The sequence below is a fragment of the Streptomyces sp. MK37H genome (assembly GCF_018035285.1).
Classification (GTDB): domain Bacteria; phylum Actinomycetota; class Actinomycetes; order Streptomycetales; family Streptomycetaceae; genus Streptomyces; species Streptomyces endocoffeicus.
Map to the genome: position 1 here is coordinate 1 of NZ_JAAAYH010000487.1, position 6,402 is coordinate 6,402.

General features: G+C 71.6%; 6 protein-coding genes and 1 pseudogene. 6 read left to right on the forward strand and 1 reads right to left on the reverse strand.

The genetic code is table 11. The features are described from left to right. The first annotated feature begins 87 nt into the window (after positions 1–87). Positions 88–1,149: an alpha/beta fold hydrolase gene (locus tag GWI24_RS38535; protein WP_210950689.1), complete on the forward strand. Its 1,062-nt coding sequence runs from the start codon at positions 88–90 to the stop codon at positions 1,147–1,149. Between the two features lie 56 nt (positions 1,150–1,205). Beyond that, entirely contained in the window at positions 1,206–1,676 is a 471-nt protein-coding gene (locus GWI24_RS38540; protein ID WP_210950690.1) for a hypothetical protein, read from the forward strand. Positions 1,677–1,784: 108 nt separating this feature from the next. Here GWI24_RS38540 and GWI24_RS38545 read toward each other — a convergent pair whose 3' ends face one another. Further along, positions 1,785–2,552, reverse strand: coding sequence for an NPP1 family protein (locus GWI24_RS38545; protein ID WP_210950691.1), 768 nt, complete (start codon positions 2,550–2,552; stop codon positions 1,785–1,787). A gap of 192 nt (positions 2,553–2,744) precedes the next feature. Here GWI24_RS38545 and GWI24_RS38550 point away from each other — a divergent pair. From GWI24_RS38550 to GWI24_RS38565, 4 genes and pseudogenes are all read left to right on the forward strand, one after another. Then, a pseudogene (locus tag GWI24_RS38550) lies at positions 2,745–3,536 on the forward strand (formylglycine-generating enzyme family protein). A 45-nt stretch (positions 3,537–3,581) separates the two neighbouring features. Next, positions 3,582–4,772 carry an ROK family transcriptional regulator gene (locus GWI24_RS38555; protein WP_210950692.1) on the forward strand — a complete coding sequence of 397 codons (1,191 nt, stop codon included), beginning with the start codon at positions 3,582–3,584 and terminating at the stop codon, positions 4,770–4,772. A gap of 53 nt (positions 4,773–4,825) precedes the next feature. Further along, positions 4,826–5,635 (forward strand): ABC transporter permease, encoded by an 810-nt coding sequence (locus GWI24_RS38560; protein WP_210950693.1) that lies wholly within the window; start codon positions 4,826–4,828, stop codon positions 5,633–5,635. Then, on the forward strand, positions 5,632–6,402 hold a 771-nt coding region (locus tag GWI24_RS38565; protein WP_210950694.1), incomplete at its 3' end, for an ABC transporter ATP-binding protein. The genes GWI24_RS38560 and GWI24_RS38565, both read left to right, overlap by 4 nt.

Consider the following 6,402-nt stretch of genomic DNA (forward strand, 5'->3'; position numbering starts at 1 on the left):
GACGCACGGCGTGCGAGGGGCAGCCGCGTGCGCCATGGTGGATGCCAGGGCCGGGGAGCGGTTCGCACTGGTGGAGGGTGGGTGCGGATGTTCAGCAGGCGCAGCTTCTGGAAGATCGTGGGTGCGGGTGCGGTCGGGGCACCGCTCGCCGCCCGGGCCGCCACCGGCTCGGCGGAGGCCGCGGGGATGCTTGCGGACCCGGCGGAGCAGGGGACGTCGGCCGCGCGGCCGCACCCGTCCTTCGCCGCCCTGCGGCAGATCAGGGCCGGGGTGCTGAACGTCGGCTACGCGGAGACCGGTCCGGCCCATGGCCCCGCGGTCGTCCTGCTGCACGGCTGGCCCTATGACATCCACAGCTATGCCGATGTGGCGCCCTTGCTGGCCGCCAAGGGCTATCGGGTGATCGTCCCGTACCTGCGCGGCTACGGAACGACGCGCTTTCTGTCGCCCCGGACGATCCGCGACGGCCAGCAGTCGGTGTTCGCGGTCGATCTCATCGCCTTGATGGACGCACTCGGGATCGAGCGGGCCGTCCTCGCCGGATTCGACTGGGGCTCGCGAACGGCCGACATCGTCGCGGCGCTGTGGCCGCAGCGCTGCAAGGCCCTGGTCTCGGTGACCGGCTATCTGATCACCAACCGGAAGGCGAACAAGCAGCCGCAGCCACCGAAGGTCGAATGGGCCTGGTGGTATCAGTACTACTTCGCCACCGAGAGGGGTGCGCTCGGGCTGGAGAACCCCGACTACCGACGCCAACTGGCGCGGCTCGTCTGGCGGTTCAACTCCCCGACGTGGCATTTCGACGACGCCACCTTCGCACGCACCGCCGCCGCCTTCAGGAATCCGGACTACGTGCGCATCGTGATGAACAACTATCGCTGGCGGCTGGGGCTCGCGGCGGGCGATCCCCGGTACGACGGTCTGGAGCGGCGCCTGGCCAAGGGTCCCGTCATCGGCGTCCCCACGGTCACGCTGGACGGCGGGCGCGATCCGTTCACCCCGGCCGGGGACGGTGCCGCGTACCGGGACAAGTTCTCCGGCCCGTACGCCCACCGAACGCTGAAGGGCATCGGCCACAATGTGCCCCAGGAGGCTCCGGAGGCCTTCGCCGATGCCGTGGTCGAGGCCGACCGTTTGCGACGGCGCTGAGCAGCGCGGCCGGGCCACGGGAGGCCACGGAAGGCCAGGTCCGAAGGGGGCAGGGGATGGCGGAGTTCGAGGTGGCCACCGGCGCCGCGGAACTCCCCGCAGGCGACGACCGGGGCCGCGAGGCAGCGGTGCGGACCGCGTTCGAGGGGCTGCTGCAGATCCGCCGGCTGATGAACGCCGGCGCCACCGACCCCGAAGGGGTGCCCGCCGAGTGGGAGCGGCGTCAACCGGTGCGGGCCGTGGCCCTGGCGCTGGAGGCGGCCGGTGTTCCGCCGTCGGCCGTCGACGCGGAGGGCCGCCGTACGGCGACCGGATACTGCCTCGGCGCGGCGGAGCGGACCGGGGTGGTGCGGGTCGAGTGGCTGGGGCCGCCGGGAAGTGGCGCCGGATACGCGGCGGAGGAGGCGCTGCGGAACTGTGCGGCCGTGCTGCGGCGGCTGGGCTGGGAGGCGCTGGAGTACCGGGGGCCGCGCCGCCACCGCTACCTCGAGGTCGAGCCGCCCCCGGCCGGGCCTCCCCGGCGCTGACCGAGCCGGTGACCGAGCCGGTGACCGGGGCGCTGACCGGGCCGGTGGGCTACCCCCGGCCCCGGGAGGCGGGGGCTGACGCCATGTCGCCTCCCGGGGCGGTGCTGCTCACGCGTTGGGGTCGAAGGGGATGTCGGACGGCTTGGCCTTCGCGAGGTGGGAGTTGAGCGTGCTGTCCTTCAGGCCGAGGGTGGCACTGCCGAAGTCGGCCTGGCTCAGCTTGTCGCGCAGCCCGGCGGGGTAGCCGTTCCAGCCGACCAGCGCGGGGTACTGCCAGGTGTGGTAGTGGTTCTCCGGCGGCTCGTCGTTGGAGTTCGCCGGGCGGAAGCAGTGGGTGCTCAGGCCGTCCTTGTGGTACACGACCTTGGGGTGGGTGCCGTCCCAGCGGATCTGGTCCCGGTTGTAGATGTTGAAGTTGCCGTGGGCCGAGGTGGCGACGTACTTGGCCTCGTTGTTCTGCACCCACACCACGACATGCTCCCAGTCGTGGCGGTGACCGCCGAGACCGCTCCCGGCCACGGCCTGGTCCTTCTCGAAGTACAGGCCGTAGATGATCGCGCACCAGCCGTTGTTGCACTTGGAGCGGGAGTATCCGTTGGTGTTGTCCAGGTCCCAGGAGTCGCGGCACTGGCCGTTGAGGGCGCCGCTCGGGTTGAGCCCGCCCGCGATCGTCCCGTCGGGGCCGATGGCGGGCGTGGGGTAGCAGCCGTCGGTGTCGTAGTCGAACGCCGGCTGGAACGTCTGCTCCGTGCCATCCGCGTTGGCGGGCAGGGCCTTGGGCGGGTCCGCGAGCGCACTGCCCGGGAAGGCCACGACCAGCGCGATGGCGCTGCCGAGGATGGCGGACACTCTGCCGATCCGCGAACTCTTCTTCACTGCGTCCTCCTGAACGACCGCGGCGTGGCTGCACGCCGGGAGGGTGGGGGGTTGGCATGCTCAGGTCAGCATGATCGCATTCCTTGAGCGGCGGCGGGAGATGTCGCCGTGATGAAGAGTCAGCCAACAGCTATAGCAGGTGTGGTGTGGCGGAATGAAGGAGGGCGCGGGCACCAGGCCCTGGAGAGAAGCATGGACCGTAGCCAGGCAGGGCCCACCGGCTGTTGTGCGCCGCCGCGCGGCGGCGGCGCGGCCGTCACCGCCCCCGTGGCCACGGCGGAGACCGGTCGCCACGAGGCGGACATGGCGCTGCTGCCGGGCGGGACGTTCCTGATGGGCGCCGAGGACGCGGAGGGCTTCCCCGCCGATGGCGAGGGCCCGATCCGGGAGGTGACCCTGGCCGCGTTCCGGATCGATGTGCACGCCCGGTGACCAACGAGCGGTTCGCCCGTTTCGTACGCGAGACCGGTCATGTCACCGAGGCCGAACGGTTCGGCTGGTCCTATGTGTTCGCCGGGTTCCTGCCCGCCGCGCTGCGCCGGGGCGCGCCGCGTCCCGAGGGAGTGGGAGTACGCCGCCCGTGGCGGGCTGGTGGGGCGCCGGCATCCCTGGGGGGACGAGCTGACCCCCGGCGGTGTGCACCGCTGCAACATCTGGCAGGGGCGCTTCCCCGTCAAGAACACGGCGGAGGACGGCTATCGGGGGACGGCCCCGGTGGACGCCTTCGAACCCCATGGGTTCGGTTTGTACAACGTGTCGGGGAATGTGTGGGAGTGGTGCGCCGACTGGTGGTCCACCGACCACACCGACCGGCCGCGCACCGATCCCAGCGGCCCGGCCACCGGCATCGCCAAGGTGCTGCGCGGCGGCTCCTACCTGTGCCATCGGTCGTACTGCAACCGCTACCGCGTGGCCGCCCGCACCTCCAACACCCCTGACAGTTCCACCAGCAACCTCGGCTTCCGCCACGTCCGCGACGCCTGAGCCCTCTTTTATTCCGGGGTGTTGACGAAATAGATTGGCGTGCGCATGCTGGTCGGCATGCACCCCCATCAGGACGGCCCCCTGGCCCGGCTTCGGCGGGGACACGAAGACTTGGTTCTGGACCTGTTGCGCAAACACGGCCCGCTCAGCCGGGCGGAACTGGGGCAGCACAGCGGGCTCTCCCGGACCACCCTCAGCGATATCGTCACCGAGCTGATCGAGAGCGGCGCCGTGGTCGCCACGGCGCCCGGAACGGCCCCGCGCAGGCGGGGACGGCCGGTGGAGGCTCTGACGCTCAACCCCAGCGCGGGCCAGGCCATCGGCATCGACTTCGCCCGCCGGGCGGTGCATGTCTCCGCGGTCAACGTCGCCCACGAGGTGATCGGTTCGGCCAGTGAACCGCACGACCCGGGGCTGCCCTGGGAGGAGCGGATCGCCCTGGCCGAGCGGCTGGTCGGCACGCTCGCCGACGGCGCCCTGCGGCTGGGCGCGCTGAACGCCATCGGCGTGGGTGTCGTCGGCCCGGTCGAGGACTCCTACGCGGGGCCCGCGCAACCGTGCCCCTCCGCCGATCTGCCCGCCCTGCTGCACAAGCGTTTCGAGGCCCCGGTGCTGGTGGACAACAACACCCGGCTCGCCGCGCTCGCCGAGGCCACCTGGGGCGCGGCGGCGGGCGGTCAGGACGTGCTGTATCTGCGGCTGTCGCACGGTGTGGGCGGCGGGCTGGTGGTGGCCGGCGCCCTGCACCGCGGGGCGTACGGGCTGTCCGGCGAGTTCGGGCATATCGCGGTCGAGTCGGGCGACGGACGATGTTCGTGCGGCGCCACCGGCTGCCTGGAGACGGTGGCCTCGGTGGGCGCCGTGCTCGCCGCCTACCGCCGTGCCGGCGGCCACGCGGACGGCCTGGCCGCGCTCCTCGGGGCGCTGGAGGCCGGCGATCCGGTGGCGCTGCGCACGCTCGAGGCGGCCGGCACCCATATCGGCACCGTGCTAGCGGCGGTGTGCAACGCGATCGGTCCCGGGGTGCTCGTGCTCGGTGGCGAGCTCGCCGCGGCCGGCCCACCGCTCTTCGAGCCGGTCGAACGGGCGCTGCGCGCACACATCATGCCGATCTCACGGGACCGTGTGGACCTGAGGCCGGCGGCGCTCGGCGAGGCCGGTGGCGCCCTGGGCGGTATCGCCCTTGTCCTGCGTGAATCCCCCCTGCTCAGCCATTACCCGGCCCGTCCGGGCTGATCCGGCCCGGTCCCGGGCCGAAGAGGAGGACCCATGTACCCCGCGAGGCGTCCATGACGGTGGTCACCGCGCCCGAGAAGACCCCCACGACACCACAAGCGCCACGCGGCGCACGACGCACCGTCCACCCCCTCGTGTTCAATCTGATCGCCCTCGTCCTGGCCATCGCCCTCTGGGCGCTGACCGCCGCGGCGGGGCTCGCGGACATCCCCGGACCGCTCTCCGTGTGCTCCCGAGCGCGGGAGCTGCTCTCCGACGGAACCCTCACCGAGGACGCGCTGGCCAGCCTCCAGCGGGTGCTCCTGGGGTTCGCCCTCGGCACCCTGGTCGCCGTGCCCGTGGGCTTTCTGATGGGCTGGTATCCGGTGGCCCGGGGCCTGCTGGAGCCGTACGTCCAGTTCTTCCGCACGATCCCGCCACTCGCGCTGATCCCGCTGGTGATCGTGTTGATGGGCATCGGCGAGACACCGAAGATCTTCGTCATCTTCCTGGCGGCGTTCATGTCCTGTGTGGTGGCCGCCTTCCAGGGGGTGACCGGAGTGGACCGGACGCTGATCGACGCGGCGCGGGTGCTCGGCGCCTCGGACCGGACCGTCTTCCTCAAGGTGGTCATCCCGGCGTCCACGCCGTTCATCCTGGTCGGCATGCGCATCGGGCTCGGCGCGGCCTGGGCGACCGTGGTGGCGGCCGAGATGATCGGCGCCCAGAAGGGCCTCGGCTTCGAGATGGTCCACGCCCAGACCTACTACGACGTTCCCACGATCTTCGTGGGTCTGATCAGCATCGGTGTCATCGGCCTGGTCATGGACCGGCTGTTGCTGCTGGCCGAACGCCGACTCACCGCGTGGCAGGAGCGTCGATGAGCCCCAAGATCTCTTTCCGGGACGTGGTCAAGACGTACCCGATGAAGAGCACCACCTTCACCGCCCTCGGCCAGGTCTCCCTGGACATCGGGGACCGGGAGTTCGTCGCGGTCGTCGGCCCGTCCGGCTGCGGCAAGTCCACCTTGCTGTCCATGGTGGCCGGACTGGTGGAGCCCACCTCCGGCACGGTCACGGTGGACGGCGCGCCGGTCACCGGGCCGGGGCCGGACCGTGGGGTGATCTTCCAGCAGTACGCGCTGTTCCCGTGGCTGACGGTGCGCGGCAATGTCGAGTTCGGGCTGAAGCTGGCACACGTCCCCGCCGCGGAGCGCCGGCGGCGCGCCGATCACGCCATCGAACTCGTCGGGCTCGCCGAATTCGCCGACGCCCTGCCCAAGACCCTCTCCGGGGGGATGAAACAGCGCTGCGCCATCGCCCGGGCCTACGCCGTGGACCCCGAAGTCCTGCTGATGGACGAGCCGTTCGGGGCGCTGGACGCGCTGACCCGGGTGCAGTTGCAGGACCAGCTGCTGGACACCTGGACTCAGGAGCGGCGCACCGTCCTGTTCATCACCCATGACGTCGACGAGGCGGTGTATCTGGCCGGGCGGGTGGTCGTGATGGCCGCGAGGCCCGGCCGGGTCCACCGGGTCATCGATGTGGACCTCCCCTATCCGCGGACCGAGGAGATCCGGCTCTCCGCGGAGTTCGCGCGCATCCGCAACGACGTCTGGACCCACGTCTACCACCAGTCACCGGCCGGCTCC

Coding starts and splice junctions, on each gene's coding strand:
- GWI24_RS38535 (WP_210950689.1), top strand. CDS start 88: ATGTTCAGCAGGCGCAGCTTCTGGAAGATCGTGGGTGCGGGTGCGGTC.
- GWI24_RS38540 (WP_210950690.1), top strand. CDS start 1,206: ATGGCGGAGTTCGAGGTGGCCACCGGCGCCGCGGAACTCCCCGCAGGC.
- GWI24_RS38555 (WP_210950692.1), top strand. CDS start 3,582: ATGCTGGTCGGCATGCACCCCCATCAGGACGGCCCCCTGGCCCGGCTT.
- GWI24_RS38560 (WP_210950693.1), top strand. CDS start 4,826: ATGACGGTGGTCACCGCGCCCGAGAAGACCCCCACGACACCACAAGCG.